The organism is Kushneria halocnemicola, from assembly GCF_965650455.1.
GTDB lineage: Bacteria > Pseudomonadota > Gammaproteobacteria > Pseudomonadales > Halomonadaceae > Kushneria.
The window spans coordinates 1,209,199-1,234,535 of the sequence record NZ_OZ287968.1 but is presented as its reverse complement, the minus strand read 5'-3'; the positions used below and the strand labels follow the sequence as shown (position 1 = coordinate 1,234,535).

Here is a 25,337-nt window from a genome sequence, read left to right as displayed (position 1 = left end):
AGCATCAATCCATGGCAGTCAGCACCAGCTTACCGATGGTGTGACCCTCTTCCAGCATTTGATGCGCGCGCGTCAGGTTCTCGACATTGAGGCGGCCGACGATTTCGCCCAGCGTGCTGCGCAGGCGACCTTCATCGAGCAATCGCGCCAGGGTGGCCAGCGCCGCGCCCTGCTGTTCGCGCTGTACGTCGTGCAGGGGGCGGGCAAACATGAACTCCCAGTGAAAGCTGGCGGCCTTGCCCTGCAGGGCGTTGAGATCGACCTGCTGTTTCGTTTCGGCAATTGCCACGATCTCGCCGAGCGGTTTGATCAGCGAGACCATGTTGTCCCAGTGCACGCCGATGTCATGGCAGTTGAAGATGTAGTCGACGTTTTCAAGGTCGAGTCGTTTGAGTTCGTTGACCAGATCATGGTGGTCCACCACGTCGTGGGCCCCCATTTCGCGACACCACTGCACTGACTGATCGCGCGAGGCGGTGGCAATCACGCGAATGCCGGTGAGCTGACGCGCCATCTGGATGGCGATCGAGCCCACGCCGCCGGCGCCATTGATGATCAAAAGCGTCTGGTCACCGTGGTCGCTGGTGTCCTGCGCCAGTCGCAGCTTGTCAAACAGCGCCTCCCACGCCGTAAGTGCCGTCAACGGCATGGCCGCAATTTCCTCGACATCGAGCGTTTGTGGCGCTCGCGCCACCAGGCGGGAATCGATCAGCTGGTATTCGGCGTTACAGCCGGGACGATTGACCTCGCCCGAGTAATAAATGCGCTCGCCCACTTTCAGGCCGCTGACGCGGTCTCCGATCGCCTCGACGATGCCGGTGGCATCCCAGCCAAGGACAGTGGGCGCCTTGATGTCGCCCAGCGCCCCAGCGCGAACCTTGGTATCCACCGGGTTGACCGAGATGGCCTCGATACGCACCAGAACGTCTTCCCCTTCGGGGGAGGGACGCTCGATGTCGATGGCTTCAAAGGCTCCGGGCGCGTTGATGTCGCTGGCGCCGCGTGTCGCAATGGCTTTCATGGTCTCTCCTTGATTAACGAACGCATGCTCATGCGTCATCCACTAGAATATCAGCCACCAATCTGGACCATGATGACAGCCGATGCCAGTCGCAGCACGGGCAACACGGCAAGCGAGAGACACGTATGACACATGACTGGCTAGCCTTTGCAAAGGAACTCCGATCCATTGCCCAGACCGGGCAGACCTATACCGACAACAAATATGAGATGGAGCGCTATCGCCAGCTCGAGGCGTTGACCAATCAGATGTTTGCCGTGCTCGGTGATGTGCCCATCGAAAAGATAGAAAATTTGATCATCCCTGATCGCGGGTATGCCACGCCCAAGGTGGATGTCCGCGGCGCCGTTTTTGATGATCACGGCCGCGTGCTGCTGGTTCGCGAAATCAAGGACGGGCTCTGGACGCTGCCCGGCGGCTGGGCGGATGTTAACGAAGGCCCCAGTGAAGGCGTGTTAAAGGAAATTTTCGAGGAGTCCGGTCATCGCGCAAGCCGGCCGCGACTGGCCATGCTCAAGGATCGCAGTCTTCATCCTTACGCCTACTATTCACCGGATCACATCTACAAGCTCTTTTATGTCTGCACGCACGAGGGCGGTGAGTTTATCCCCAACAATGAAACCGATGCGGCCGAATTCTTCGCTCTCGACGATCTGCCGCCGCTGTCCGAGGGGCGAACGCTGCCGGTCGATATTCACGAGTGCTGGGCGTTTGCGACGTCCGGTGCGGCGGGGATCTACAGCGACTGATGGCCCTTCCCGGAATCGATCGGCTGTTGCATGCCGACTGGAGCCTGTCGCCCTCAAAGCGCTGGTGCGCTCAGGCACGACGTATCGAGGGTCAATGGCACATCAGTGACTCGGTTCGCATCCGGGATATCGAGACCTGGCGTGACGATGTTTTGCTCTCACCTGTGCACGGCACAACGCTTGCCGGATTCGATTTCCCAATCGGGGTGCCCGAGCAGTGGGCCACCCGGGTCGGGGTGACGGATTTCAGAGCCTGGCTCGGGACGCTGAAGGAGACGCGCTGGCGGCAGTTTTTTGATACGGCCGCCACGCCGGAAGAGATCTCGCTGACGCGCCCCTTTTATCCTCGCCGCGCCAGTAAAGGGATAAAACAGTCGGATCTGACCCGGGCACTTCAGGTAGAGAGTTTTGATGCGCTGCGTCGGGCGTGCGAACGAGACATGTCTGGGCGCAAACCCTGTCCACTGTTCTGGACGCTGGGGGCCAATCAGGTGGGCAAGGCGGCTCAGGCCGGGTGGCGTGAAGTCATCATGCCGGCGCTTGATCAGGGCGCGGCACTCTGGCCCTTTGATGGGACGCTGGCTGCGTTGGCGCAAGAGAATCACTGCATCCTGTGCGAGACCTGGCCGACGCTGGCGGCGCGACTGATGAAAAATGAGCTGTCGCCACGCCAGAGCAAGCGGCGTCAGGTTGATCGTGTCGAGGCTGGAAAGGCCCTGTTTGAAAGCGGGCTTCCCATCGTGTGGGACGGGCAGGCGAAAGCATCCGTTGTTTCGGGATTTGGTGAGCGCGCCGACGGCGAAGATGCCTTTGATGCCATGCTGGGGCTTTTGATGATGATTGCGGTAGTAGAGGGGCATTTGCCGGCGTCATCGACGCTTTCGCCCGTGGCACGCCATCTTGAAGGGTGGATACTGGGTCTTGAAGGCTGATCAACGCAGAGAGAGCAGCCAGAAGCTGAAAACAGAAAAGGCCTTCATTTGAAGGCCTTTTTAAGCAGATCAAAAGTCACACAGCGACTTTCAGCCGATGTGTTCGCCGACCTGGACGATCTTCATGGCATTGGTGCCGCCCTGAGCGCTGACGTGGTCACCGCGTGTGAGGATGACGTAGTCGCCCGGATTGGCCAGTGCGCGCTTTTCGAGCTCGGAGACGGCGCGCTGGTTGACCTCGGCATTGGGCATGTCATCGGTATTGAATTCGATGGCAAACACGCCGCGGTAGAGTGCCATGCGACGCAGCGTGCGCGGGTGCGACGACAGGGCAACGATGGGCAGGCCGGAGCGAATGCGCGAGGCGATCAGCGGGGTATAGCCGGTCTCGGTGAGACAGGCGATGGCTGCCACGCCCTCGAGATGGTTGGCCGCGTACATGGCCGACAGGGCCACGGTTTCATCGATGCGGTGGAACTCATCTGCCATGCGATGCTTGGATTCCTGGGCGGCGCGCTCGCGCTCGGCACCCATGCAGCAGCGATCCATTGCTTCGATGGTTTCGACCGGGTAGCTGCCGGCGGCCGTTTCAGCGGACAGCATGACGGCATCAGTGCCATCAAGCACCGCGTTGGCCACGTCAAAGACCTCGGCGCGTGTCGGCAGCGGCGATTCGATCATCGATTCCATCATCTGTGTTGCCGTGATGACCGCGCGGTTGAGCGTACGAGCGCGGGCAATCATGCGCTTCTGGACACCGATGAGCTGCGCGTCACCGATTTCGACGCCGAGATCGCCGCGAGCGACCATGACGGCGTCAGAGGCAATGATGATTTCATCGAGTGTGGCTTCATCGGCCACGGCTTCGGCGCGCTCGACCTTGGCGACCAGGGCGATGTTCTTGCCGGCCTCTCCAAGCAGGTCGCGTGCCAGCTGCATATCGGCACCGGAGCGCGGAAAGGACACCGCCAGGAAATCGACTTCCAGGTCGATGGCGGTTTTCATGTCCTCACGGTCCTTGTCGGTCAATGCTGCTGCCGACAGGCCGCCACCCTGTTTGTTGATGCCCTTGTTATTGGAGAGCTTGCCCCCAACCTTGACACTACATTCGATACGCCCACCATCGACGCGCTTGACTTCCAGCACGACGCGGCCATCGTCAAGCAGCAGTACATCGCCGCTTTCGACGTCATCGGGAAGTTCCTTATAGTCACAGCCGACCTGGTGCTCATCGCCTTCATCGCGACCCAGGTTCACGTCAAGGGCGAAGTCATGGCCGTTTTCAAGCTCGACCGAGCCGTTGGCAAAACGAGCTACACGAATTTTCGGGCCCTGCAGGTCACCCAGAATGGCGACGTTGCGCTGTTGCCTTTTGGCCGCTTCACGCACGGCCACTACCCGGCGACGGTGGTCTTCGGCGCTGCCGTGGGAGAAGTTGATTCGAACGACATCAACGCCCGCATGCACCATGGCATCGAGGACGCCTTCCTTGTCACTGGCAGGGCCAAGGGTGGCGACAATCTTGGTGCGGCGAATCGGACCGGCGGTCGCTTTCGTCATGAAGCATTCTCCTGATGCGGTGTCTGGATGGTTTCACTATACCTTCTTCACCCCTTCGGGTGCGACGGCTACACGCCAAAGTCTTGATGACACCCCGGACAATGTCGAGGTGTTCAGTGCGTCACGCAATGCCACAGGGCCGTTGGTGATGAAAGGTCGTTGTCGTGCACCGTTTTTTATCCGGTGGCGCCATGGATAAGGCCAGGGTAGGGTAGTCGCATTTTCAGGGTGTCTGAAACCGTCCGGGCCAACGGACGCTCACGCACGCCGCTTTTCTGACATGACAGTGCCGGCAGGACCGGCAAAAGAGACGGAGATCTATGGGCAAGTCACTGGTGATCGTCGAGTCGCCGGCCAAGGCCAAGACCATCAACAAGTACCTCGGCAACGATTTCATCGTGAAATCGAGCGTGGGTCATATTCGTGATCTGCCGACCAGTGGTAGTGGCAAAAACGCCACGGACCCTTCCGAGCGTGCGCGCCAGGCCGCTGCCACACGCAAGATGTCTGCCGAAGAAAAGGCGGTCTACAAAAAGCGCAAAAGCCATGATCAGCTGATCCGCCGCATGGGCGTTGATCCTGAAAACGACTGGCAGGCGAACTACGAGATACTGCCGGGCAAGGAAAAGGTCGTCGATGAGCTCAAAAAGCTCGCCGAGAAGGCGGACGCCGTCTATCTCGCCACCGATCTTGACCGCGAAGGGGAAGCCATTGCCTGGCACCTGCGCGAAACCATCGGCGGCGACGAGTCGCGCTATCGCCGCGTGGTGTTCAACGAGATCACCAAAAACGCCATCGCCCAGGCGTTCGAGACGCCCGGCGAACTCAAGCTGGATCGGGTTCATGCCCAGCAGGCCCGACGCTTTCTCGACCGTGTCGTGGGGTTCATGGTCTCGCCGTTGCTCTGGAACAAGGTGGCACGAGGCCTGTCGGCAGGTCGCGTTCAGTCGGTTGCGGTGCGTCTGATCGTCGAGCGAGAGCGCGAGATTCGCGCCTTTACGCCCGAGGAGTTCTGGGACGTTCACGCCGATCTTGAGGCCGGCAGTGGTGATCGCGTGCGCTTTGAAGTGGCGCGGCTCAACGGCGAGGCCTTTCGCCCGGTCAGCGAGTCACAAACCACTTCGTTGATCGCGCCGCTGAAAACGGCCGATTACGTCATTACCGGGCGCGAGGATCGCCCGACGTCGAGCAAGCCGGGCGCGCCCTTTATTACCTCTACCCTGCAGCAGGCGGCCAGCGGCCGTCTCGGGTTCTCGGTCAAAAAGACCATGACCCTGGCGCAGCGTTTGTATGAAGCCGGCTTTATTACCTATATGCGTACCGATTCGACCAACCTGTCGGCGGATGCCATCACCATGGCGCGCGACTACGTGGAATCGGAAATGGGCAGTGACTACCTGCCTGATGCGCCCAATATCTACTCCAGCAAGGCCGGGGCTCAGGAAGCGCACGAGGCGATCCGACCGACCGACGCTCATCGCCGGGCGGACGATCTCGGCAGCATGGAGCGTGACGCCGAGCGTCTTTATGAGCTGATCTGGCGTCAGTTTCTGGCCTGTCAGATGGTGCCGGCACAGTATCTGTCGACCACGCTGACCGTCGAAGTGGAAGGCTTTGAGCTGCGTGCCAAAGGGCGGGTACTGCGATTTGATGGCTACACCCGAGTACTCAAGCCTTCCTCCAGAAAGGAAGAGGATCAGCAGCTGCCGGATCTGGGCAAGGGCGAGCGTCTTGAACTCAAAACGCTCGAACCGAAGCAGCATTTTACCAAGCCGACCGCCCGCTATACCGAGGCCAGTCTGGTCAAGGAGCTTGAAAAGCGCGGTATTGGCCGGCCCTCGACCTATGCCGCGATCATCTCCACGATTCAGGAGCGTGGCTATGCCAAGCTGGACAGCCGCCGGTTCTATGCCGAGAAACTCGGTGAGATCGTCACTGACCGGCTGACAGAGTCCTTTCAGGATCTGCTGGACTATGGCTTTACGGCGCGCATGGAAGACGAGCTCGACCATGTCGCCGACGGTGAACGCGACTGGCGCGAGCTGCTCAACAGCTTCTATGGCGATTTTCGTGCAAGGCTTGAGCATGCCGAGGGCGAGGAGGGCATGCGCCCCAATCAGCCGGTGGAAACCGATATCCAGTGCCCGGCCTGTGGTCGAGCCATGCAGATTCGCATCGCCTCGACCGGTGTCTTTCTGGGCTGTTCGGGGTACAACCTGCCGCCCAAGGAGCGCTGCAAGACCACCATCGATCTGTTGCCCGGCGATGAAGCCGTCCCTGCCGATGCCGATGACAATGCCGAAACCGATGCCCTGCGCGCCAAGCGCCGTAACCCGAATACCGGCACGGCCATGGACAGCTATCTCATCGATGAGACGCGCAAGCTCCACCTCAGCAACGATGATGATGGCTACTACGAGATCGAGGAGGGACACTTTCGCATCAAGGGCTATGAAGGCCCGACCATCGAATGTGACAAGTGTGGCTCGGAAATGCAGCTGCGTTCGGGGCGGTTCGGCAAGTATTTCGCCTGTACCAGTGAAGACTGCAAAAATACGCGCAAGCTTTTGAAAAGCGGCGAGCCGGCACCGCCCAAGATGGATCCGATTCCAATGCCGGAGCTGATCTGTCAAAAGGTGGATGACCATTACGTGCTGCGCGATGGCGCCAGTGGCCTGTTTCTGGCCGCCAGCCAGTTTCCGAAAAATCGTGAAACGCGCCCGCCACTGGTCAGCGAGATCAGGCCCCATGCCGAGGCACTGCCCGAGAAGTATCATTTTCTCCTGAAAGCACCCGATCACGACCCGGATGGCCATCCGGTGCAGATCCGATTTTCGCGCAAGACCAAAAGCCAGTTCGTGCTTACCGAGGCGGAAGGCAAGGCAACCGGCTGGAAGGCGCAGTGGGATGGCAAGCAATGGCAGGTTGAAGACAATCGAAAGGGAAGTGGTGCCAAAAAGGGTAGCAAGGCAGGGAAGCAGGCCTCATGAGCCATCAGGGACGAACCAACCAGCTGCTCTATCAGGCCATGCTGCTGCTTGAGCAGCCGGCAGGTCACGATGAACACGCCGATGCCAGACGACGCGCCCTTGAAGAGGGCGTGCTTTCGATGATCGAAATGGCGCTTGAAAGCGTGATCAAGGAGATTGCGCATACCTGCCGCTGGCCTGCCATGCACTGGCGTACGGTGCTTGATCAGCCACCGGCGCCGGTGGCCGAAATCGAACTGCTTCGAGCGCTCATGTCGCAGCCGGAAAGCTGGCTTGCGCGGCTTTTACAGCTGCTGGACCGCCTCCATGATGAAAGCGGCGCGGCACAGCTTCGCCGATATGACAACATGATTGCTTCCAGTCAGAACCCGCCTCTATCGCAAGAGCTTGCAACCTGTCTTGATGAATTTCGAGCCCTGCTCCCCAGACTCCGTGAAACCAGTTATGAGTGGTAATTTCTTGTATTCAATGAACGTGACATCGCCATCAGAGAGCCTTAACATTGCGTTAATGTTATCCGCTGATCGGCTTGATGAGGTGGCTCATGACTGAAGCTGCCGTATTTGAAATCGTTGAGCTCGAGGACGGTCAGTTTGTGCTGCGTGCCGCCGACAGTGACGATAAAAACGAACCGCTGGCCAGCATTCGTTTTTCGTCCCAGACGCTTGAGCTTTTGCGTCACCATCGCTTTGATGTTGCCCGTGAGATGCTTGATCATCTGATCTCGCGCTCGGTACTGGCGGATGAAGATGACGCCGCTGACGCGCCCGAGCCTGCCGCGATCCATTAAGCCGCTCTTTTTTTGATTGGTTCGATACCCGTCCATGTGCGGGTATCGTCGTTTCAGGCCCACATGTCTGAAAAATCCGGAATTGATCGTTATGTCAGAGACCTTGCAGGGTGATTTTGACTTCTGGTGGCAAGCGCCAGGAGAATGGGTAGAGCCCCCCAACGAACGCAAGGGCGGCCTCAGCGGCGTCCGATTTGTCAGCCCCGACCCAGGGGGGCCTGCCTATTACGTCAAGATTCAGCACGGTCATCTGTTTCACAGCCTGCGCTATCCGCTGGGCCGGCCTACCACGGTGCGTGAATGGCAGGGGCTCAAGCGCTGTCAGGCACTGGGGGTGAATGCGCCGCCGCCGGTGTTTTTCAAGGCCAGAAAAAGTGGTCAGGGCTGGCAGGCCGTGATGGTGACCGAAGCGCTATTGGGGTATCAAAGCCTTCAGGCGATGCTCAAGGCTGATGCTCATGTGCCTGACCAGCGTGTGACGATATTCACGGCGCTGGCGAACAATCTTGTCAGACTGCACCGCAGTAATTACAAGCATGGCCATCTCTATCCCAAGGAAGTCCTAGTGCGTTTGGATGAGGACGGCAGTGGCAGTACTGCGCTGGTGGATCTGGAAAAATGTCAGCGCCGCCCGTCAAAGCGTCTGGCGGCCATGCGCGATCTGACGCGCCTTTTTGGTGACGCTCGACCGATGGGGATGCGTGATGAGGAGTGCCATCTGATGATGGATATCTACCAGGCGTCAGGCATTACGCTGGACCGGGCCCGGCTGATGCTGCCAAGACAGCGCCAGGCGCGCCCGTAGGCGCACCCCCGTAAAAAGCAATAATGTCGTTTAAAGGCTGTTGCCATCACCGCCGCGTATGACGCCGACGCCGACGCCCTCGATATCCAGACCCTGCTGGGTCAGATCGATCGTGATGGGCTCAAACTCGGGATTTTCGGCAATCAGGCTGACGATACTGCCCTGGCGCTTGAACCGCTTGACCGTCACATCGTCGCCCAGTCGAGCCACGACGATCTGCCCGTCGCGAGCATCGTGTGTACGGTGGACGGCCAGCAGATCACCATCCAGAATGCCGGCATCGCGCATGGAAAGACCGCGTACGCGAAGCAGATAGTCCGCGCCCGGATTGAAAAAATCGGCAGGCATCGGACAGTAGCGCGAGATATGCTCGGCGGCAAGAATCGGGCTGCCGGCGGCCACTTCGCCGATCACGGGCAGTCCCGTTATGAGACTTTCCTGTTCCTGACCGACCGGTTCCTGGTGTGAAATACGAATGCCGCGCGACGTTCCGGGAATCATTTCGATGACACCCTTTTTGCGCAGGGCGCGCAGGTGCTCTTCAGCAGCGTTGGGCGATCGAAACCCCAGGGCACCGGCGATTTCGGCGCGCGTGGGCGGATAGCCGAGCTCACTGATGGTCCTGGCAATGAAATCGAATACGGCCTGTTGGCGTGCGGTCAACGGTCGTGTCATGTGCAGTGGCCATTGTTGATGTATACAGTATGTGATTGTATCCAGTCATCAGATCAATGCAAGCGCTTCGATACTGTCGCAGGTGCAGGTGACGGGCCGCAATGGTGATACCATCAGGGACTGGCCTGTACGTTTTATTTTCATGACAGAGAACCGATATTTTCCATGGTGCCATCCGATACCGTGACCCGAATCCTTGATGCGGCCGAAGTCCTGTTTGCCGAACACGGTTTTTCCGAGACTTCGCTGCGTCGTATTACCGGACGGGCCGAAGTTAATCTGGCCGCTGTCAACTATCACTTCGGCTCCAAGCAGGCGCTGATACAGGCGGTATTCTGTCGATATCTGGATCCGTTCAGCGCCGATCTTCATTGTCGTCTGGACAGGCTGGAGGCCGAAGAGGCGGGCTCGGACCTTGAAAGGCTGCTCGATACGCTTTTTGCCAGCGTGCTGGAGATGCCCTCCAACAATCACGATCTGAAAACCTTCATGAAGCTATTGGGGCTTGCCTACTCACAGGCGCAGCGCCATCTGCGTGACGAGCTTCGCAGCCGTTATGGCACCATCTTTTCGCGTTTTTTGAAGCTGCTCAGACAAGCCACGCCGGAACTGGCCGATGACGAGCGTTTCTGGCGGCTGCATTTCATGCTGGGCTCGGTCATCTTTACGCTTTCCGGGCTCAACACCCTGCGCGATATTGCCGAGCATGACTATCATCAGCGCATTACGATCCGGGAGCTGTCCCGGCGTTTAAAACCGGTGGCGCTGCATGCCTTGCGGGCCCCCGTGACCGACGCTGATTGTTCACCAGGCAGTCATGTGATTTCTCATCCCAGAACAGGAACGCATTCATGACCGATTCCCGGGCTGATACCTTCGGCGGGCCTCTCATGTGCGATGTGCAGGGCACGCGTCTGGACGACACCGAGCGGGCCTGGCTATCGCATCCGTCGGTGGGGGGAATTATTCTCTTTGCCCGTAACGTCGAATCACCCGAGCAGATGCGACAGCTGTGTGACGACATTCGCCAGTGCCGTTCGAATATCGTGATCGGCATCGATCAGGAAGGCGGGCGGGTTCAGCGTCTACGCAACGGTGTTACCAACCTGCCGCCCATGGCACGGCTGGGTCGATATTATCGTCAGGCGCCCGATGAGGCACTTGATCTTGCCCGGGATACCGCCTGGCTGCTGGCCATGGAAATGGCCGCCTGCGGGGCAGACTTTTCCTTTGCCCCGGTGCTTGATCTCGACGATGCCCGCTGTCCGGCCATCGGCAATCGCGCCTTTTCCGACGACCCCGAGCATGTAACGGCGCTGGGCGGTGCCTTTATCGAGGGCTTCGATGAGGCCGGCATGGCCGGTATCGGCAAGCATTTCCCGGGCCACGGCGGCGTCACGCTCGATTCCCATCTGGTAATGCCTGAAGATACCCGAACGCTTGAGACCCTCGAATCACATGATCTGATCCCTTTCAGGGCTCTGGCGAGTCGGTTGACCGGGGTCATGCCGGCCCATGTGCGCTTTACCGACATCGATGATCAGCCCGCCGGATTTTCGCGACGCTGGCTTGCCTATCTGCGCCATGATATCGGTTTTGAAGGCGTAATCGTCTCGGATGATCTCTCGATGGAAGGGGCAGCCATGGCAGGCGGGCCGGGTGAGCGCGTCATGGCCGCGCTGGATGCCGGCTGTGATCTGGCGCTTTTATGCAACGATGCCGAGGCGGCAGCCCGGGCCCGTGAGGCGCTGGCGTGCCGGAACGCTCTGCCTGAGAGTCGTCAGCGTTTAAGCAGGCTTTATTTCAGCGGCGAGCGTCTGACGCTTGAAACGCTCATGACACTGCCGCGCTGGCAGCGCACACGTGAGCGACTGCAACAGCTCGATTGACGCTCAAATGCACTCGATGACCTGAAGGGCCTCAGCCTTATGGAAGCGACCGCACTCTGGCGACAACTGCTCATTGGCATGCGTGACCGGCTGGACCAGCTCTTCGCCATTCCGGGCTGGGCCACCATGCTGATCGGTCTGGCACTTCTGACCGTCATCATCGACATCACAACGGCCCTGCTGCTGCGCCGTCTGGAGCGTCGTCTGCGTCACAGCCCGAGGCGCTGGGATGATGCGCTGGTCCATGGCTTTCGGGTCCCGTTCAGGGTCTGGCTGTGGAGCGGGGCGCTGTGCATGATCCTGACGCTGGTGGCTCAGGAAGTCGAGTTCGAGGGGGGCAGTCGCTATATGGCGATGGCCTTTGGCATGATCACCCTGTTACTGCTTTTCTGGGGCGAGGTTCGCCTGATGCATCGTCTCGAGCAGCGTCTGGTCTTCCCGCCCGGCAGTTCGAAATCGACCCCGGTCGATCAGACCACGGCCTCGGCCGTAACCAAGATTTCAGGTGCGGTAACCCTGATTGTTGTGCTGCTGCTGGCCATGCAGTTACTGGGTGTCGACATGTCCAGCATTCTGGCGGTCGGCGGTGCCGGCGGTCTGCTGGTTGGATTTGCTGCCCGTGACGTCATGGCCAATTTCTTTGGGGGCATGGTCATCCATCTGGACAAGCCCTTTCAGGTCGGTCACTGGATCCGTTCTCCTGACCGCGAAATCGAAGGCGTCGTCGAAGACATCGGCTGGCGTCTGACCCGTATCCGCACCTTTGCCGGCCCGCCCATCTATGTGCCCAATGCGGCGTTCAGCCGAATTACCATCGAAACGCCATCGCGCATGGAGGCGCGCCTGATCTGGGAGAACATCGGCGTACGCTATCAGGATGCGCACTGTATTGAAGCAATTACCAGCGACATACGCGAGATGCTCGATCAGGATGAAGAGATTAATAGCGATGAGCTGATCACGGTGAACTTCAACCAGTACGGTGACTATTCGCTCAATCTGATGATCTATGCGTTGAGCTGTGTCACCGACTGGCAGCGCTACAACGAGACCCGACAGCGCATCCTGCTCAAGGTGCGCGACATTATCTATCACCATGAGGCGGAGCTGGCACTGCCTGCATCAAGAGTCTATGTGCCCGATGAAGTGCGCCTGGCCAACGACATGCGCCAGGATGACCTTGAGACCGAAGGGGATTCCCGGCAGGATAGCGCCTCTCAAAATGCCCGGTCAGCGGCCAGAAGCCGGACGCGGGACAAGGACAGGGGGCAAAAGGCCCCGTTTGATACCGAACCCAACAGTGAGTCAGATGGCGATGGCTGAAAAGCACGATGGTCACCTCGAGATAGCCCAGTATCACAACGACATGAAGGTTTTGATGGATGAGGCAGACTGCCTGATCGATCTGCCTGCCGTCGAAAGGGCACTGGATGATATGGCCGAGCGATTGACGCAGTCACTTTCTGACAGCATGCCGGTGTTTTATTGCGTCATGAACGGCGGATTGATCACGACAGGTCATCTACTGACGCGGCTGGGGTTCCCGCTGGAGGTGGATTATCTCCATGCCACACGCTATCGCGGCGGCCTGCACGGCGGTGAGCTGTTCTGGCGTGTCTCGCCCGAGGTGCCCATGGCGGGCCGTCACGTGGTCATCGTGGACGATATTCTGGATGAAGGCGCAACGCTTGCCGCCATCCTGGAATATTGCCGGCAGGCGGGGGCGGCCAGTGTCTCCTCGGCCGTGCTGGTCGAAAAGATGCATGATCGCAAGGCCGTTCCCGATCTAAAGGCGGACTATGGCGGTCTGGAGGTCGAGGACCGCTACGTGTTTGGTTTCGGAATGGACTATAAGGGCTACTGGCGTAACGCGCCGGGGATATTTGCACCGCGCGGGCTTTGATTGCGAAAGTGCTTTCTGGTCACAAACAAGGGGCCGGCCATTATGGCCGGCCCCTTGTCGTGTGGCATGCGCCGGGGCTGCCCGGCCGCTCTGGAAATTTCAGGATTTCTGGTTGAAATGATCCAGCAGGCTTTCGATGGCGGCAAAGCGCGTCTCAGCGCTTTCCATGGGCTTTTCGAAGCGCAGGGTATCGGCCCCATCCAGACGGTACTGATCGGGCGCTTTTTGCATCATCTGCACCAGCGTCATGGGCTCGACCGAGGTTTCCGAGCTGAACTGTATTCGTCCACGTTTGTCGCCGGCCTCCAGCCGCGTAATGCCCAGCCGCTCGGCTTTGAAACGCAGGGTGGCCTGGCGGAAAAGATGTTTGACCGGCTCCGGCAGCAGTCCAAATCGATCGATCATCTCGACCTGAAGCTCGCGTAGCTCCCCATCGTTTTTGGCGTTGCTGATCCGCTTGTACATGACCAGACGCTGCTGCACGTCATGCATGTAGTCTTCGGGGATCAGCGCCGGCAGCCCGAGGCTGATATCCACGCCTTCCGACATGGGGGCTTCGATGTTGGGCGTCTTGCCGCTTCGAATGGCATTGACGGCGCGGTCGAGCATTTCCATGTAAAGGCTGTAGCCGATGGTCTCGATCTGACCGCTTTGCTCTTCGCCCAGCAGTTCCCCGGCACCGCGAATTTCCAGATCGTGGCTGGCAAGCGTAAAGCCTGCGCCCAGATCTTCTGCCTGAGTAATGGCCTCCAGACGCTTGGTCGCATCGGTGGTGATCTGTTTGGGCGGCGGGGTGAGCAGATAGGCGTAGGCCTGATGGTGTGAACGGCCTACGCGCCCTCGCAACTGGTGGAGCTGGGCCAGGCCGAACTTGTCGGCTCGCTCGATGATGATGGTGTTGGCGCTGGGCACATCGATGCCGGTTTCAATGATGGTGGAGCACACCAGCACGTTGAAACGCTTGTGATAGAAGTCCGACATTGCACGCTCCAGGGCGCGCTCGGCCATCTGGCCATGGGCAACGCCCACGCGGGCATCCGGCACCAGTTCGCGGACCTTTTCGGCCGTGGCCTCGATCGATTTGACCTCGTTGTGGAGATAGTAGACCTGACCACCCCTCAACAGCTCGCGCAGCACGGCCTCCTTGAGAACGGCCTGATTGCGCTGCTGCACGAAGGTCTTGACCGACAGCCGTCGCGCCGGCGGCGTGGCGATAATGGAAAGATCGCGCATACCGCTCATCGCCATCGACAGCGTCCGCGGAATGGGCGTGGCGGTCAGGGTCAGGATGTCGACCTCGGCGCGAAGGGATTTGAGCCTTTCCTTTTGATGAACGCCAAAGCGGTGCTCTTCATCAACGATGACCAGTCCCAGGTTGGCAAACTCAAGCTCCTTGCCGAGCAGCTTGTGCGTGCCGATGACGATATCGATGCGACCATCATTGAGGCGTTCAAGCGTCTGCGACTGCAGCTTGCCGCCTTGAAAGCGCGACAGGATATCGATATTGATGGCCGAGTCGGCGAAGCGGTCACGGAAGTTGTCGAAGTGCTGCTGGGCCAGCAGTGTTGTCGGCACCAGCACGGCCACCTGACGGCCGGACTGTACGGCCAGAAAGGCCGCCCGCATCGCCACTTCCGTCTTGCCAAAGCCGACATCACCGCAGACCACGCGGTCCATCGGTTGGGACGAGGTCATGTCATGAATGACGGCATCAATGGCCATGCGCTGATCTGGCGTTTCCTCAAACGGGAAGGTGGCCGCAAAGCGCGCGTATTCCTGCCCGGGCGGTTCGCAGGCAAAACCTTCACGCGCCTCGCGTCGGGCATAGACATCCAGCAGCTCGGCGGCCGTATCGCGAACCTTCTCGGCTGCCTTGCGGCGCGCCTTTTCCCATTGGTCGCTGCCCAGCTTGTGCAGCGGGGCGCTGTCGTCGCTGGCGCCGGCGTAGCGAGAAATCAGGTGAAGACTGTCAACCGGCACATAAAGACGGGCGCCGCTGGCATATTCCAGCGTCAGAAATTCAGCCGGCATGCCGCCGGCATTCAGGGTTTCAAGCCCCAGATAACGACCGACGCCGTGTGCCTTGTGAACGACCGGTGCGCCTTCTCTGAGCTCGGAGAGATGACGTACGGCCAGCTCGTTGTCGTCCGTGGCACGGCTGCGTCGCCGGCTCTGACGCACGATCTCGCCGTGTAGTTCGGTTTCGGTCAGTACCAGCAGCTTTTCGCTTTCAAGCCAGAGTCCGCGCTCAAGCCCGCCTTCCACAAGGGCATGAGACTGACCGGCATTGAGAAAGCTCTGCCAGCTGTCGGTATCGCTCAAGGACAGCTGCAAGGGCGCCAGGGTTTCGTGCAGTGCTTCCTGCCGGCCACGGGACTCCGCCACAAACAAAACGCGAAGATCGTCGTGGGCGGCCAGAAACTGCTCCAGAGCTGCCAGCGGTTTCGCGGCCCGACCGTCAATGGCGATTTCGGGCAGGGCTGCCCCTTCGACAGGGGTGCCCTCATCATCCGTGCGCCACTGCAGACGCGGGTAGCGGTTGATATGTCCGAAAAGTTCTGCCACCGGCACAAAAGCCTTTATGGGCGGCAAAAGCGGGCGGGTCGGATCAACGCCGAGGTTTTCATATCGTCCGGTAATGGACTGCCAGTGGCCTTCGGCGGCGTCAAAGCTGCCCGGCATCAGCGCGCAGCGCAGGTCACTGCCAATATGATCGAAAAGCGTCGAGGTGTGCTCGAAAAACAGCGGCAGGTACTGCTCAAGACCGGGAGAGGGGATGCCCTGCAGAGCATCGAGATACAGCGGACAGTGGCGCGGGTCGACATCGAAAAGCGTTTCGAAGCCCTCGCGAAACCGGGCGATGGCGTCCTGTGTCAGCGGATATTCGTGTGCCGGCAGTAGCTCGATGCGCTCGATACGATCCGTGGAGCGCTGTGTATCGGGATCAAAATGACGCAGTGTATCGACGTCATCATCAAACAGATCGATTCGCAGCGGGTGCTCGCTGCCGACCGGGTAAAGATCGATAAGCGCGCCGCGAAAGGCGTATTCGCCCGGTTCATAAACGGTTTCAACCGCACGATAGCCGGCAAGGTGAAGCTGTTGGCGAAAATGCTGGCGGTCCAGCGACATGCCGGTTTCCAGATGCAGGGCCTGCACGGCGACATAGTCGGTCGGCGGCAGACGCTGCATGAGGGTGTTGACCGGCGCCAGAACGATGCTCTGGTACTGGTGCTGAAGCTGTCGCAGGGTGCGCAGGCGCTCCGAGACAATATCCTGATGCGGTGAGAAACTGTCATAGGGCAGGGTTTCCCAGTCGGGAAAGACCAGTACTTCCTGATCGCTGAAAAAGCGCAGTGCCAGCGCCATGCGCTGGGCGCTTGCCGAGTCCGGCGTAATCACAAGCAGGGGCGTATTCTCGGCACCGGCCAGATGAGCCATGGTAAGCGCATCAGCGCTGCCCTCGGGCAGTCGCCAGCGTGTGTTTTCCCGGGCAGGGGCAAGCGCGGGGGGCGCAAGGGGGCTGATGGTGTTATGCGATGGCATGGGTCACTTCAGATCATGGGCACGTGGACAAAATGCGGACAGTATCGTCGATATAAAAGAGGTTTGCGTTAAAGTCTGTCATCACAGGGTATAAAGACCCTGTTCATGGCGCATGGTCGCGAGGTTGAAACGGTATCGAAATGTGCTTTCTGGTATCAAAGACCCGCAGCCAGCGAGCGGTATAAAGGCCATAACGCTTGTCAAGCCATGCTTTGGTGTAGTGAGACTACATGTTTGCGACTACACAACCATTGTGAGGAGGTCGCACTCTTTCGATAATGCCGCACCTTAAGATTGCAGCTGCCGAGAGAGTGCCCGACGATACCGAAACGGATATCAAATAAAACAAGGGCAGGCGCTGCAGGTTTTCGTTCACTGCAAGGAAACCTGACGTGAGTACGCAAAAAGAAGAAACGTGTCTGCAGCAGTGGCAGGCGCAGGAAGCACTGGCCGAGGAGATGATCCCGCTTCTGGGACGTCTCTATCGAACCTGCCAGGTGGTGCCGCTGATGTATGGTCGTTCCATGGTCAATCAGTCGGTCATCCAGCTGTTGAAGCATCATCGCTATGCCCGCCATGCTGAAAACGTTGAGCTGGAGGTCAGCGACTCCTTCCTTTTGATCAAGCGCCTGATCGAGCTTGAACCCGGCCCCGCCCATATCGATATCGGCAAGCTGGCCGTGGCCTACAAGCGCAGCGGCGAACGCGATGTCATGGGCTTTTTGAGAAAGGCCCTTGATCCCATTGTGGGGCAGCAGGGCAAGGGCGGTTCGCAGCCCCCCCGGGATGTCGTGCTTTATGGCTTTGGCCGCATCGGGCGATTGCTGGCCCGGCTTCTGATTGAACGCGTCGGCAGTGGGCGCATGCTGAGGCTGCGCGGGGTTGTCGTGCGTGGCGACAGCTCGGATCTGGAAAAGCGTGCCAGCCTGTTGCGACGCGATTCCATCCATGGTCCGTTCCCCGGAACGCTGACCCTGGATCACGACAATGATGCCATTATTGCCAACGGCAATCATATTCAGTTCATTCGCGCCGAGTCACCGGAAAGTATCGATTACACGGCTTACGGTATCGATAACGCTATCGTGGTGGACAATACCGGCAAGTGGCGTGATCGGGAGGGGCTTTCGAAGCATCTGCAGGCGAAGGGTGTTGCGCGTGTTTTGCTTACGGCACCGGGCAAGGGCGATATCAAAAATATCGTCTACGGCATCAACGAACAGGAAGCCGATGAAAACGAGCAGATCCTGTCGGCGGCGTCGTGTACCACCAATGCCATCGTGCCGGTGCTGAAATGCCTGTCGGACCGCTTCGGCATCGAGCGTGGCCATGTAGAAACGGTGCATGCCTACACCAACGATCAAAACCTGACCGACAACTATCACAAGGCCGAACGTCGCGGGCGCAGTGCACCGATGAACATGGTGTTGACCGAGACCGGTGCTGCCAGGGCAGTGGCACGGGCGCTGCCGGAGCTTGAAGGCAAGCTTACCGGTAATGCCATTCGGGTACCCATCCCCAACGTTTCCATGGCAATTTTGAATCTGACGCTTGAAAAGGCGTGCGACAGGGCATCCCTGAATGCCTACCTTCGTGAAATGTCGATCGATTCGAAGCTGCGTCGCCAGATCGATTTTGTCGATTCACCGGAAGTGGTGTCATCGGATTTTGTGGGCAACCGTCATGGCGGGATCGTCGACGGCAAGGCCACCATCGTTGACGGTAGAAATATCGTCTTGTATGTGTGGTATGACAATGAATTCGGCTACAGCGCCCAGGTCATTCGGCTGGTACAGCATATGGCGCATGCACGCCTTCCTTCCTTTCCTTCGCCAAACTGAAATCAGCCCATTTTCTCCTGGACTTTGGTCCAGGAGACCCCCGCACTCAATGTGAATCCCTTGTAACTCATGTGGTTTTTCATGTCCCGGCTCCTTATAATACGGCTGGTTTTTAAACCGTGTTAAATCATGTCCGCTCTGGCGGATCACCGAAACATCTCATCTGATTGATCATCACCCAAGGGGATCACCGGGAATAACGGTTGCTATCAATAGCTTGCGTCAAACGGTTATCAAACCCTGCATGACTGCATCAGATTCGACTACTGGGCGAGACTATGATCGAAGTCAAACGAGGCCTGGATCTCCCCATCGCGGGTTCACCTTCCCAGACCATCGAAAATGGTCAGCCGGTGAAGCATGTGGCTGTTCTTGGCCCTGATTACATTGGCATGCGGCCGACCATGGAAGTCCGCGAGGGAGACCGGGTATCGCTTGGTCAGGTACTTTTCACTGACAAGAAAACCGAAGGCGTTTGCTATGTAGCGCCTGCCGCCGGTGAGGTAGTAGCCATCAACCGTGGTGAGAAGCGCCGCCTTCTGTCGGTGGTCATTCGCATTGATGACAGCAGTGATGGCCAAACGTCCGCCCTTGAGCGTCACGACCCCGGCCATCTCGATACGCTTGAACGTCAAACGGTTGTCGATCGACTGGTGGCAACCGGTTTGTGGACCAGCTTTCGCAAGCGACCCTTTTCACGTGTGCCGTCGGTGTCCGAGCAGCCGCTCAACATTTTCGTGACGGCCATGGATACGCATCCCCTGAGTGCCGACCCGGCGCCCATCATCCAGGAGCGTCGTGAAGATTTCGTCAACGGACTCAGGGTCATTCGGCATCTGACCGAAGGGCAGGTCTATCTGTGCACCGCTCCCGGTGCCGAGATTGCTGGTGCCGAACTTGACGGCGTCAAACACGAAAGCTTCGGCGGCCCTCATCCGGCAGGGCTTGCCGGCACGCATATCCATTACCTGTCACCGGTGGGTATCAGCCGCCAGGTCTGGCATCTGAACTATCAGGATGTCATGGCGATCGGCACGCTGTTTACGCAAGGCCGTCTGGATACGCGCCGCGTCGTGGCGCTGGGCGGTCCGGCGGCCAAAAAGCCGCGTCTGGTGCGTACTCGGCTGGGTGCAAGCCTTGATGAGCTGCTTGCCGGTGAGGTCGAAAGCGATCAGGATGTTCGTGTCATCTCGGGATCGGTGTTTGGTGGCAGTACGGCCAGAGAGGCGACAGCCTATCTCGGACGCTACCATCTACAGGTCTCGCTGATCGAAGAGGGCCACAAGCGAGCGCTTCTCGGCTGGCTTTCTCTGGGACTTGACCGGCACTCCGCTACCGGTATCTATCTGTCGCGCCTGACACGGCCGGCCTCCTTTCGACCCAACACCAGCACGAACGGCTCCGAGCGGGCCATGGTACCGATCGGCTCCTACGAGCAGGTCATGCCGCTGGATATTCTGCCGACGCAGCTTTTGCGTTCGTTGATCGTTGGGGATATAGAAGTCGCCATGCAGCTGGGCTGTCTGGAACTTGACGAGGAGGATCTGGCACTTTGTACCTACGTCTGTCCGGGCAAGTATGAGTACGGCCCGATCCTGCGCGACAATCTGACAACGATCGAGAAAGAGGTCTGATGATGGGGATTCGTCGTTTTTTGGACAATATCGAGCCCCACTTTCATGAGGGCGGGAAGTACAAACGCTTCTACGCACTTTATGAAGCGGTCGATACCATTTTTTATGCCCCGGGTCATGTGACCGGTTCAACCTCTCACGTGCGCGACGGCATCGATCTCAAGCGCATCATGATCACGGTCTGGATGTGTACTTTTCCAGCCATGTTCTTTGGGATGTATAACGCGGGTCTTCAGGCCAACGTTGCCATCGCTGGTGATTACGGCGTGCTGACGGGCTGGCGTGAATCGATTGTCATGGCGCTGGCAGGAGGGCATGACCCGAGCAGTATCTGGGCCAACTTCGTGCTCGGAGCGACATGGTTTGTGCCCATCTATGCCGTGACCTTTATCGTGGGCGGTTTCTGGGAAGTGCTGTTTGCCATTCGCCGCGGTCATGAGGTCAATGAAGGTTTTTTCGTGACCTCGGTGCTGTTTGCCCTTATTTTGCCGGCCACCGTGCCGCTGTGGCAGGTGGCGCTGGGCATTACCTTTGGCGTGGTCATCGGCAAGGAGGTCTTTGGCGGAACCGGCAAGAACTTCCTCAATCCGGCATTGACCGGGCGTGCCTTTCTTTATTTTGCCTATCCGGCGCAGCTGTCGGGTGACTCCGTCTGGGTGCCTGCCGATGGTTATACCGGTGCAACGGCGCTTTCCACCGCTGCTCAGGGTGGGGTAGATCAACTGGCCGCGCAGACGCCCTGGCTCAATGCCTTTTTCGGATTCATTCAGGGCAGTATCGGCGAAACTTCCACGCTGATGATTCTGCTGGGCGGTCTGATCATGGTCTGGACCCGGGTTGCCTCCTGGCGCATCATTCTGGGCGTTTTTCTCGGCATGGTTGCCACATCGACGCTGTTTAATCTGATCGGTTCCGATACCAACCCGATGTTTGCACTGCCCTGGTACTGGCATCTGGTCATCGGTGGCTTCGCCTTCGGCATGATCTTCATGGCGACTGACCCCGTATCGGCCTCGATGACCAACACCGGCAAGTTGATTTTCGGCGGATTGATCGGATTCATGACGGTACTGATCAGGGTCGCCAACCCGGCGTTTCCTGAAGGCATCATGCTGGCGATTTTGTTTGCCAATCTTTTTGCACCGCTGATCGACCACTTTATCGTTCAGGCCAATGTCAAACGTCGGCAGAAGCGTCTCATGCCGTCACGGGATAAGGAGGTTGCCTGATGGCCAGTAATGATTCGATCAAAAAAACGCTGACGGTGGCACTGTCACTGTGTGTTGTCTGCTCCGTGGTTGTTTCCACGGCGGCCGTGGCGCTCAGGCCCACACAGCAGCAGAATCAGGAGCTCGATCGCAAGACCAACATTTTGCAGGTCGCCAACCTTCTTGAGCCTGGACAAAGCGTTGATCAGCAGTTCGGCGAGATTACCCAGCGCGTGGTGGATCTGCGAAGCGGTGAGTACGCTGATGATATCGACCCTGACCGCTTCGATCAGATCGCCTCGACCCAGGACCCGGCCATGTCGCGCACGCTGGGCGGCAGCCAGGATCGGGCGGGCATCGGCGGTCGTGTTGAAAATTACGCCACGGTCTATCTGGTGGGCGATCCTGACAATCCCGACGAGATTATCCTGCCGGTACGCGGGCAGGGGCTGTGGTCGTTGATGCTGGGGTATCTGGCCCTTGAAGGCGACGGCAACACGGTCGTGGGTCTTTCGTTTTATGAGCAGGGTGAGACACCCGGGCTTGGCGGCGAAGTCGACAACCCGCGCTGGAAATCGCTCTGGCCCGGCAAGGAAGTCTATCCTGAAGGCAGCAACGACCCCGCGATTCGACTGGTCAAGGGGGGCGTTGGCAGCAACACGCCTGATGCCGAGCACAAGGTGGATGCGCTTTCCGGTGCTACCCTGACCAGTACCGGGGTGACTAACCTGCTGCAGTTCTGGATGGGCGACGAAGGCTTCGCCAACTATCTGGCGCGCTTTCGTGACACTTCACAAGGAGCTTGATCATGGCGAAAACTGATACGGCCAGAGGTCTGCTGATAACTCCGATATTTCAGAATAACCCCATTGCACTGCAGATTCTCGGGATCTGCAGTGCGCTGGCGGTCACCAACTCCATGAGCACGTCACTGGTCATGGGGCTGGCGGTTATTGCGGTTACGGCATTTTCGAACATGTTTGTTTCGTTGATCCGCAATCACATGCCGTCATCGATTCGTATCATCATTCAGATGACCATTATCGCCTCACTGGTCATCGTGGTGGATCAGCTCCTGAGAGCCTTCGCCTATGACCTCTCCAAACAGCTGTCGGTGTTTGTGGGGTTGATCATTACCAACTGTATCGTCATGGGACGTGCTGAAGCCTTCGCCATGCAAAATGGCCCCGGCCTGAGCTTTCTTGACGGTGTCGGCAATGGGCTGGGCTATACCTTCATTCTGCTGGCCGTCGGATTTTTCCGCGAGCTGCTGGGGTCAGGGTCCGTGTTCGGCATTACCATCATGCAGACCGTCAACGATGGCGGCTGGTACCTCCCCAATGGTCTGATGCTGCTGCCACCGTCGGCGTTTTTCGTGATCGGACTGCTGATCTGGGCCATCAGAAGCTTCAACCCGGAACAGGTTGAAAGCAACGAGTTCAAAATCACTACCAACACCAAGCCGCAGGCTGCCGAGGGGAGCGCGTGATGTTTGAACATTACCTTAGCCTGTTCATCAAGGCCGTATTTGTCGAGAACATGGCGCTGGCCTTCTTTCTGGGCATGTGTACCTTTCTGGCCGTATCCAAAAAGGTATCATCCGCCATTGGTCTGGGTGTCGCGGTTATCGTGGTACTGACCATCACGGTGCCGGCCAACAATCTGATCCTCAACTATCTGCTCAAGGCCGGTGCCCTGTCCTGGACAGGGGTTGAAGGTGCCGAAAACATCGATTTGTCGTTTCTGGGTCTTTTGAGCTATATCGGCGTTATCGCAGCCATTGTTCAGATTCTAGAGATGTTTCTCGACAAGTTTGTGCCCGCGCTCTACAACGCGCTCGGTGTCTATCTGCCGCTGATTACGGTGAACTGTGCCATTTTGGGGGCGGCGCTTTTCATGGTGCAGCGCGACTATGCCTTTGGCGAATCGGTCATTTACGGTCTTGGTGCAGGATTTGGCTGGGCGCTGGCCATTGCAGCGCTGGCCGGTATTCGTGAAAAACTCAAGTACAGCGATGTGCCGGCCGGACTTCAGGGACTGGGTATCACCTTCCTGACGGTTGGTCTGATGTCACTGGGCTTCATGTCGTTTTCCGGCGTTCAGCTGTAAGCGGCGGATCATCGACTGAGCAAGGAAACGAGTCATGGTAGATATCTCTGTCATTATCGTTGGCGTGGTCATGTTCACGCTGATTATTCTGGGCCTTGTGGCCATTATCCTTACCGCTCGCAGCCGATTGGTCAGCAGCGGTGAGGTCACCATTGAAATCAATGGTGACCCGGAAAGCACCATCAAGACGCAGGCCGGGGGCAAGCTTTTGCAGACCCTGGCCGGTCAGGGCATTTTCCTGTCGTCTGCCTGCGGCGGCGGCGGGTCCTGCGCGCAGTGCAAGTGCCGTGTACAGGAAGGTGGCGGGTCGATCCTCGCTACTGAAGAAAGCCATTTCACCATGGGTGAAAAGAAGGAAGGCTGGCGTCTCTCCTGTCAGGTGCCGGTCAAGCAGGACATGAAGATCGAAGTGCCCGAAGACGTGTTCGGCGTCAAGAAATGGGAGTGTAGCGTTGTCGACAACGACAATGTGGCCACTTTCATCAAGGAACTGACGCTGCGTCTGCCCGAAGGTGAAAATGTGGCCTTCCGCGCCGGTGGCTACATGCAGCTTGAAGCGCCGCCGTATGAGGTCGATTTCAGCAATTTCGATATCGCTGAAGAGTATCGGGGTGACTGGGACCGGTTCGGCTTTTTCAAGCTGAAAACCAAAACGACCGAGCCGGTGATTCGCGCCTATTCCATGGCCAACTATCCGGAAGAGAAGGGCATTCTCAAGTTCAATATTCGTATTGCCACGCCGCCGCCTGACTCGGGTCACCAGCCGGGTCTCATGTCGAGCTGGGTGTTCAGTCTCAAGGCAGGCGACAAGGTCACGGTGTATGGTCCCTTCGGTGAGTTTTTCGCCAAGGATACCGATGCCGAAATGATCTTTATCGGTGGCGGTGCCGGCATGGCGCCCATGCGGAGCCATATTTTCGATCAGCTCAAGCGTCTGGGTACCGAGCGAAAGATCTCTTTCTGGTATGGCGCCCGTTCGGTTCGCGAATCGTTCTATAACGAGGAATATGACCGGCTGCAGGAAGAAAATCCCAACTTCGAATGGCATCTGGCTCTGTCGGATCCGCAGCCCGAGGACAACTGGACCGGCAAGACCGGCTTTATCCATAACGTATTGTATGAAAACTATCTGAAGGACCATCCGGCCCCCGAAGACTGTGAGTACTATATGTGTGGGCCGCCGATGATGAACGCCTCGGTCGTCAAGATGCTTCTCGACATGGGGGTCGAGCCGGAAAACATTCTGCTTGATGATTTCGGCGGCTGATCCAGCGCTTCCTGCCACGGCATCGGCCTTCCCGATGCCGTTTTTGTTTAAATCCTATTGATACGATTATGTGGCCGTCATTGGTAGTTGGGTGGACCGGGCGGCTAAAATGGAATAACGGTCAATCGCGGTTGGTGATGACCTACAACGAACAGGAGCAACCCATGCTGTTATGGTTGATGGTTCTGGCAGTCATGCTGCTTATCGTGGGCGCCATGTCGGTAGGCGTTTTGTTGGGGCGCAAGCCTATCAGCGGCTCATGCGGTGGTCTTAATAATCTGGGGCTCAAGCAGGGCTGTGACATCTGTGGTGGCAAGGATGAGATCTGTGAAGAGCAGCAGCGCAAGGAACAGCTGAGGCTGGCAGCACCCAGACCCGAGCTGGCTTTCGATGCAAGTCGCAAGCCGGGGGCCTGATA

Annotated in this window: 22 protein-coding genes; 18 read left to right on the top strand and 4 right to left on the bottom strand. The window is 58.4% G+C overall.

Going from position 1 to position 25,337, the window contains the following annotated elements; genetic code table 11:
* Positions 1 to 4: 4 nt before the first annotated feature.
* Positions 5 to 1,021: a zinc-binding alcohol dehydrogenase family protein gene (locus tag ACS92L_RS05580; protein ID WP_438767594.1), complete on the bottom strand. Its 1,017-nt coding sequence runs from the start codon at positions 1,019 to 1,021 to the stop codon at positions 5 to 7.
* A 125-nt stretch (positions 1,022 to 1,146) separates the two neighbouring features.
* On the opposite strand from ACS92L_RS05580, the gene ACS92L_RS05575 reads away from it, so the two are divergent.
* Positions 1,147 to 1,770 (top strand): NUDIX hydrolase, encoded by a 624-nt coding sequence (locus ACS92L_RS05575; RefSeq protein WP_438767592.1) that lies wholly within the window; start codon positions 1,147 to 1,149, stop codon positions 1,768 to 1,770.
* Positions 1,770 to 2,702: a hypothetical protein gene (locus ACS92L_RS05570; RefSeq protein ID WP_438767590.1), complete on the top strand. Its 933-nt coding sequence runs from the start codon at positions 1,770 to 1,772 to the stop codon at positions 2,700 to 2,702. The genes ACS92L_RS05575 and ACS92L_RS05570 overlap by 1 nt, the downstream gene beginning before the upstream one ends.
* 90 nt (positions 2,703 to 2,792) lie before the next feature.
* Here ACS92L_RS05570 and pyk read toward each other — a convergent pair whose 3' ends face one another.
* A complete protein-coding gene (pyk, locus tag ACS92L_RS05565; protein ID WP_438767589.1) occupies positions 2,793 to 4,262 on the bottom strand; it encodes a pyruvate kinase in 1,470 nt (489 codons plus the stop codon).
* A gap of 320 nt (positions 4,263 to 4,582) precedes the next feature.
* Here pyk and topA point away from each other — a divergent pair, with 320 nt between their 5' ends.
* From topA to ACS92L_RS05545, 4 genes are all read left to right on the top strand, one after another.
* Entirely contained in the window at positions 4,583 to 7,252 is a 2,670-nt protein-coding gene (gene topA / locus ACS92L_RS05560) for a type I DNA topoisomerase (RefSeq protein WP_438767587.1), read from the top strand.
* Positions 7,249 to 7,707, top strand: a complete 459-nt coding sequence (locus ACS92L_RS05555) for a DUF6586 family protein (RefSeq protein WP_438767585.1) — start codon at positions 7,249 to 7,251, stop codon at positions 7,705 to 7,707. The genes topA and ACS92L_RS05555 overlap by 4 nt, the downstream gene beginning before the upstream one ends.
* Before the next feature lie 89 nt (positions 7,708 to 7,796).
* A complete protein-coding gene (locus tag ACS92L_RS05550) occupies positions 7,797 to 8,042 on the top strand; it encodes a hypothetical protein (RefSeq protein WP_115852989.1) in 246 nt (81 codons plus the stop codon).
* Between the two features lie 91 nt (positions 8,043 to 8,133).
* The gene (locus tag ACS92L_RS05545; RefSeq protein ID WP_438767584.1) at positions 8,134 to 8,847 is read left to right on the top strand and encodes a lipopolysaccharide kinase InaA family protein; all 714 of its coding nucleotides are present in this window, start codon (positions 8,134 to 8,136) and stop codon (positions 8,845 to 8,847) included.
* 30 nt (positions 8,848 to 8,877) lie between these two features.
* Here the strand turns inward: ACS92L_RS05545 and lexA are convergent, their stop codons facing one another.
* Positions 8,878 to 9,522, bottom strand: coding sequence for a transcriptional repressor LexA (gene lexA / locus ACS92L_RS05540; RefSeq protein WP_438767582.1), 645 nt, complete (start codon positions 9,520 to 9,522; stop codon positions 8,878 to 8,880).
* 165 nt (positions 9,523 to 9,687) lie between these two features.
* Here lexA and ACS92L_RS05535 point away from each other — a divergent pair, with 165 nt between their 5' ends.
* Genes ACS92L_RS05535 through ACS92L_RS05520 form a run of 4 tightly spaced genes read left to right on the top strand, consistent with a single transcriptional unit; the run spans position 9,688 to position 13,314 of the window.
* A complete protein-coding gene (locus tag ACS92L_RS05535) occupies positions 9,688 to 10,377 on the top strand; it encodes a TetR/AcrR family transcriptional regulator (RefSeq protein WP_438767581.1) in 690 nt (229 codons plus the stop codon).
* The gene (gene nagZ / locus ACS92L_RS05530; RefSeq protein ID WP_438767580.1) at positions 10,374 to 11,411 is read left to right on the top strand and encodes a beta-N-acetylhexosaminidase; all 1,038 of its coding nucleotides are present in this window, start codon (positions 10,374 to 10,376) and stop codon (positions 11,409 to 11,411) included. Before ACS92L_RS05535 ends, nagZ begins: the two co-directional genes overlap by 4 nt.
* Before the next feature lie 39 nt (positions 11,412 to 11,450).
* A complete protein-coding gene (locus ACS92L_RS05525; protein WP_438767579.1) occupies positions 11,451 to 12,734 on the top strand; it encodes a mechanosensitive ion channel family protein in 1,284 nt (427 codons plus the stop codon).
* The gene (locus ACS92L_RS05520; RefSeq protein WP_438767578.1) at positions 12,727 to 13,314 is read left to right on the top strand and encodes a hypoxanthine-guanine phosphoribosyltransferase; all 588 of its coding nucleotides are present in this window, start codon (positions 12,727 to 12,729) and stop codon (positions 13,312 to 13,314) included. The genes ACS92L_RS05525 and ACS92L_RS05520 overlap by 8 nt, the downstream gene beginning before the upstream one ends.
* A gap of 99 nt (positions 13,315 to 13,413) precedes the next feature.
* On the opposite strand, the gene mfd is transcribed toward ACS92L_RS05520, so the two are convergent.
* Complete coding sequence (mfd, locus tag ACS92L_RS05515) at positions 13,414 to 16,860, bottom strand: transcription-repair coupling factor (protein WP_438767576.1); 3,447 nt, start codon at positions 16,858 to 16,860, stop codon at positions 13,414 to 13,416.
* Between the two features lie 392 nt (positions 16,861 to 17,252).
* Between mfd and ACS92L_RS05510 the strand changes: the two genes are divergently transcribed.
* The 8 genes from ACS92L_RS05510 (at position 17,253) to nqrM (ending at position 25,335) form a co-directional block, all read left to right on the top strand.
* Complete coding sequence (locus ACS92L_RS05510) at positions 17,253 to 18,701, top strand: glyceraldehyde-3-phosphate dehydrogenase (RefSeq protein WP_438767574.1); 1,449 nt, start codon at positions 17,253 to 17,255, stop codon at positions 18,699 to 18,701.
* A 278-nt stretch (positions 18,702 to 18,979) separates the two neighbouring features.
* Positions 18,980 to 20,335, top strand: a complete 1,356-nt coding sequence (locus ACS92L_RS05505; RefSeq protein WP_438767572.1) for a Na(+)-translocating NADH-quinone reductase subunit A — start codon at positions 18,980 to 18,982, stop codon at positions 20,333 to 20,335.
* Entirely contained in the window at positions 20,335 to 21,564 is a 1,230-nt protein-coding gene (locus tag ACS92L_RS05500) for an NADH:ubiquinone reductase (Na(+)-transporting) subunit B (protein ID WP_438767570.1), read from the top strand. The genes ACS92L_RS05505 and ACS92L_RS05500 overlap by 1 nt, the downstream gene beginning before the upstream one ends.
* Complete coding sequence (locus ACS92L_RS05495) at positions 21,561 to 22,349, top strand: Na(+)-translocating NADH-quinone reductase subunit C (protein ID WP_438768422.1); 789 nt, start codon at positions 21,561 to 21,563, stop codon at positions 22,347 to 22,349. The genes ACS92L_RS05500 and ACS92L_RS05495 overlap by 4 nt, the downstream gene beginning before the upstream one ends.
* 2 nt (positions 22,350 to 22,351) lie before the next feature.
* Positions 22,352 to 23,032, top strand: coding sequence for an NADH:ubiquinone reductase (Na(+)-transporting) subunit D (locus ACS92L_RS05490; RefSeq protein ID WP_115853000.1), 681 nt, complete (start codon positions 22,352 to 22,354; stop codon positions 23,030 to 23,032).
* On the top strand, positions 23,032 to 23,652 hold the full coding sequence (gene nqrE, locus ACS92L_RS05485; protein ID WP_115853001.1) for an NADH:ubiquinone reductase (Na(+)-transporting) subunit E: 621 nt from the start codon (positions 23,032 to 23,034) through the stop codon (positions 23,650 to 23,652). Before ACS92L_RS05490 ends, nqrE begins: the two co-directional genes overlap by 1 nt.
* Before the next feature lie 34 nt (positions 23,653 to 23,686).
* Positions 23,687 to 24,919, top strand: coding sequence for an NADH:ubiquinone reductase (Na(+)-transporting) subunit F (nqrF, locus tag ACS92L_RS05480; protein ID WP_438767569.1), 1,233 nt, complete (start codon positions 23,687 to 23,689; stop codon positions 24,917 to 24,919).
* Between the two features lie 164 nt (positions 24,920 to 25,083).
* Positions 25,084 to 25,335, top strand: coding sequence for a (Na+)-NQR maturation NqrM (nqrM, locus tag ACS92L_RS05475; RefSeq protein ID WP_438767568.1), 252 nt, complete (start codon positions 25,084 to 25,086; stop codon positions 25,333 to 25,335).
* The last annotated feature ends 2 nt before the right edge of the window (positions 25,336 to 25,337 follow it).

Coding starts and splice junctions, on each gene's coding strand:
- ACS92L_RS05580 (WP_438767594.1), bottom strand. CDS start 1,021: ATGAAAGCCATTGCGACACGCGGCGCCAGCGACATCAACGCGCCCGGA.
- ACS92L_RS05575 (WP_438767592.1), top strand. CDS start 1,147: ATGACACATGACTGGCTAGCCTTTGCAAAGGAACTCCGATCCATTGCC.
- ACS92L_RS05570 (WP_438767590.1), top strand. CDS start 1,770: ATGGCCCTTCCCGGAATCGATCGGCTGTTGCATGCCGACTGGAGCCTG.
- pyk (WP_438767589.1), bottom strand. CDS start 4,262: ATGACGAAAGCGACCGCCGGTCCGATTCGCCGCACCAAGATTGTCGCC.
- topA (WP_438767587.1), top strand. CDS start 4,583: ATGGGCAAGTCACTGGTGATCGTCGAGTCGCCGGCCAAGGCCAAGACC.
- ACS92L_RS05555 (WP_438767585.1), top strand. CDS start 7,249: ATGAGCCATCAGGGACGAACCAACCAGCTGCTCTATCAGGCCATGCTG.
- ACS92L_RS05550 (WP_115852989.1), top strand. CDS start 7,797: ATGACTGAAGCTGCCGTATTTGAAATCGTTGAGCTCGAGGACGGTCAG.
- ACS92L_RS05545 (WP_438767584.1), top strand. CDS start 8,134: ATGTCAGAGACCTTGCAGGGTGATTTTGACTTCTGGTGGCAAGCGCCA.
- lexA (WP_438767582.1), bottom strand. CDS start 9,522: ATGACACGACCGTTGACCGCACGCCAACAGGCCGTATTCGATTTCATT.
- ACS92L_RS05535 (WP_438767581.1), top strand. CDS start 9,688: ATGGTGCCATCCGATACCGTGACCCGAATCCTTGATGCGGCCGAAGTC.
- nagZ (WP_438767580.1), top strand. CDS start 10,374: ATGACCGATTCCCGGGCTGATACCTTCGGCGGGCCTCTCATGTGCGAT.
- ACS92L_RS05525 (WP_438767579.1), top strand. CDS start 11,451: ATGGAAGCGACCGCACTCTGGCGACAACTGCTCATTGGCATGCGTGAC.
- ACS92L_RS05520 (WP_438767578.1), top strand. CDS start 12,727: ATGGCTGAAAAGCACGATGGTCACCTCGAGATAGCCCAGTATCACAAC.
- mfd (WP_438767576.1), bottom strand. CDS start 16,860: ATGCCATCGCATAACACCATCAGCCCCCTTGCGCCCCCCGCGCTTGCC.
- ACS92L_RS05505 (WP_438767572.1), top strand. CDS start 18,980: ATGATCGAAGTCAAACGAGGCCTGGATCTCCCCATCGCGGGTTCACCT.
- ACS92L_RS05500 (WP_438767570.1), top strand. CDS start 20,335: ATGATGGGGATTCGTCGTTTTTTGGACAATATCGAGCCCCACTTTCAT.
- ACS92L_RS05490 (WP_115853000.1), top strand. CDS start 22,352: ATGGCGAAAACTGATACGGCCAGAGGTCTGCTGATAACTCCGATATTT.
- nqrE (WP_115853001.1), top strand. CDS start 23,032: ATGTTTGAACATTACCTTAGCCTGTTCATCAAGGCCGTATTTGTCGAG.
- nqrF (WP_438767569.1), top strand. CDS start 23,687: ATGGTAGATATCTCTGTCATTATCGTTGGCGTGGTCATGTTCACGCTG.
- nqrM (WP_438767568.1), top strand. CDS start 25,084: ATGCTGTTATGGTTGATGGTTCTGGCAGTCATGCTGCTTATCGTGGGC.